Source organism: Sphingopyxis sp. (assembly GCF_036402335.1).
Lineage (GTDB): Bacteria > Pseudomonadota > Alphaproteobacteria > Sphingomonadales > Sphingomonadaceae > Sphingopyxis.
The window spans coordinates 1-2,148 of sequence record NZ_DASWTD010000560.1 but is presented as its reverse complement, the minus strand read 5'-3'; the positions used below and the strand labels follow the sequence as shown (position 1 = coordinate 2,148).

The 2,148-nt window shown below is 66.1% G+C and carries 4 protein-coding genes; all 4 read left to right on the top strand.

Features of this window, described 5'->3' with window-relative positions; translation table 11 throughout:
- Nucleotides 1–60 precede the first annotated feature (60 nt).
- Entirely contained in the window at nt 61–330 is a 270-nt protein-coding gene (locus VGD20_RS18255; RefSeq protein WP_020486670.1) for a hypothetical protein, read from the top strand.
- Nucleotides 327–767: a periplasmic heavy metal sensor gene (locus VGD20_RS18250; protein ID WP_017980786.1), complete on the top strand. Its 441-nt coding sequence runs from the start codon at nt 327–329 to the stop codon at nt 765–767. Before VGD20_RS18255 ends, VGD20_RS18250 begins: the two co-directional genes overlap by 4 nt.
- Nucleotides 768–777: 10 nt before the next feature.
- Nucleotides 778–1,347 carry an RNA polymerase sigma factor gene (locus tag VGD20_RS18245; RefSeq protein ID WP_018251214.1) on the top strand — a complete coding sequence of 190 codons (570 nt, stop codon included), beginning with the start codon at nt 778–780 and terminating at the stop codon, nt 1,345–1,347.
- A gap of 67 nt (nt 1,348–1,414) precedes the next feature.
- On the top strand, nt 1,415–2,148 hold a 734-nt coding region (locus tag VGD20_RS18240), incomplete at its 3' end, for a multicopper oxidase domain-containing protein (RefSeq protein WP_331135800.1).

Below are 2,148 nucleotides of genomic sequence, written 5' to 3'. Positions count from 1 at the left end.
GGATTTGAGGGATGGGCGCGTCGCTTGCGTAATCCATGCTAGAGGGGTGGAGTGAACGACATGGACCTCGACGCAGTATTGATGAGGCTGGCGCAAGCACCCGTGCCCGCGAGCCTTGATGGCATGGAAGATCGCGTGCTGGCGCGGGTCGCCGCACGTCCAGCGGCGCGCGCCGGCTTAGGCGTTGGGGCAATGACGATCGCTGCGGCGCTCGTCATGGGCATCTTCGGTGCCGGTGTGCCCGCGAAGGAAGCCAGCGCGGCTTCGCTATCGCCCTTGGGGCCGGTGTCGCCGCTCGCGCCCTCCACGCTGCTCGTCGGCGTGCAATGAGCGGCCGCATCCGCCTTCTGCTTGGCATTGTCGCGTGCTTCATCGCCGCGATCATCGGTGTGTTCGTGGGGCGGGCGCTACTTCCGCCACGTGCCCAGCCCGGCTCGGAGCTGCACGACGTGCTGCATCATAAGCTGGCGCTGGACGCCAACCAGGAAGCGCGACTTGAAGTGCTGGAGCAGCGTTTCGCCGTGCAGCGGCGCGCATTCGAGCTGGAATTGCGGGCGAACAATGCCCGGCTCGCTGAAGCGATCGAGGCCGAGCATGGCAACGGGCCGCGCGTCGCCGCAGCGGTCGACCAGAGCCACGCCGTCATGGGCGAGCTCCAGAAAGCGACGCTGGCGCACATCTTCGCCATGCGCCAGCTCTTGCGGCCCAATCAGACCGGCCAGTTCGATCAGGCCGTGGTGAAGGCGCTCACCGACGACGCACGTTGAGGTTCGGCGCGTGAGCCTCGACTGGACCACGCTTACGGACGGCGAGCTGGCGACCCTCAGCATCGCCGGGCGCGAAGCCGCCTTCGCCGAGATCATGCGCCGCCATCGGCAGTCAATCTTCCGCATGGTGCGCGCGTGCGTCGGCGAGGCCGACGAGGCGCTGGACCTTCTGCAGGAGACCTTCGTCGCGGCGCATCAGGCCCTGCCCCGCTACGACGGCGATCGATCGATGCGCGCGTGGCTATCGACGATCGCGATCAACAAGTGCCGCGATTGGGGGCGCAAGCGCACCGTGCGGCGCTTTCTGGCGTTCGCCGCACCGATCGGCCCGGAAGCCGAAGCCATTGCAGACGACCAGGTGGCGATCGACGACGCGACGGGCGACCGACAGGAACTCGACCGCGTGACGCGCGCCATTGCGGGCTTGCCGACCGCATTGAAGGAATCCTTGGTGCTGCGCACGATCGAGGGGTTGAGCCAGGCTGAAACCGCGGCAGTGTTGTCGATCAGCGAAAAGGCGGTAGAAACCCGCCTCTATCGCGCGCGATCGAAGTTGCTGGAGCGATTGGGCGGGCGCTGAGGGATAGCGCCCTGAGCTGCGTATCAAGGCTAGAGGGACACTCCCGTTCGAGAGCCTTGAGGACCGTATGAGCCGCACTATCGATCGCCGCCAGATGCTTCGCGGCGCCGCCCTTGCTGGCGGTGGCATGGCGCTGACCGCCTATATGCCCGCGTGGGCGCAGCCTGTCTCGGGCGGGATCGTCAAACCGCTGCCGACCGTCTCGGGCACTGACATCGCGCTGACGATCGACAGTTTCAGACTTCCCGTCGACGGCAAGTCGACGCCCGCAATCGGCGTCAACGGCACGGTGCCGGCCCCTCTCATTCGCTTGAAGGAGGGGCAAAAGGTCCGCCTCTCCGTCACCAACAATCTCGACGAGGACAGTTCGATCCACTGGCATGGGCTGCTCGTGCCGTTCGCGATGGACGGCGTGCCCGGCATCAGCTTCCCCGGCATCAAGGCGCGCTCGACCTTCATCTACGAGTTCCCGATCATCCAGTCGGGCACCTACTGGTATCACAGCCATTCCGGCGAGCAGGAGCAGGGCGGACTTTACGGGCCGATCGTGATCGACCCGGCCGGTGCCGATCCGATCGCGTTCGACCGCGAGCATGTGATCGTGCTGTCCGACCACAGCCAGATGACCGGCGAGCAGATTTTCCGGAAGCTGAAGCAGATGGGCGGCGCCTATTTCAACTATCAGCGGCCGACCCTCGCGGGCTTGCTCGCGGGTCGGGAAATGCCGCTCAAGGACCGGATCGAGTGGGGAAAGATGCGAATGGACCCCGCCGACATCGCCGACGTCACCGGCTCGACCTA

What these genes read in the sequence shown, in the direction of transcription:
- VGD20_RS18255 (WP_020486670.1), top strand. Translation starts at nt 61, where the DNA reads ATGGACCTCGACGCAGTATTGATGAGGCTGGCGCAAGCACCCGTGCCC.
- VGD20_RS18250 (WP_017980786.1), top strand. Translation starts at nt 327, where the DNA reads ATGAGCGGCCGCATCCGCCTTCTGCTTGGCATTGTCGCGTGCTTCATC.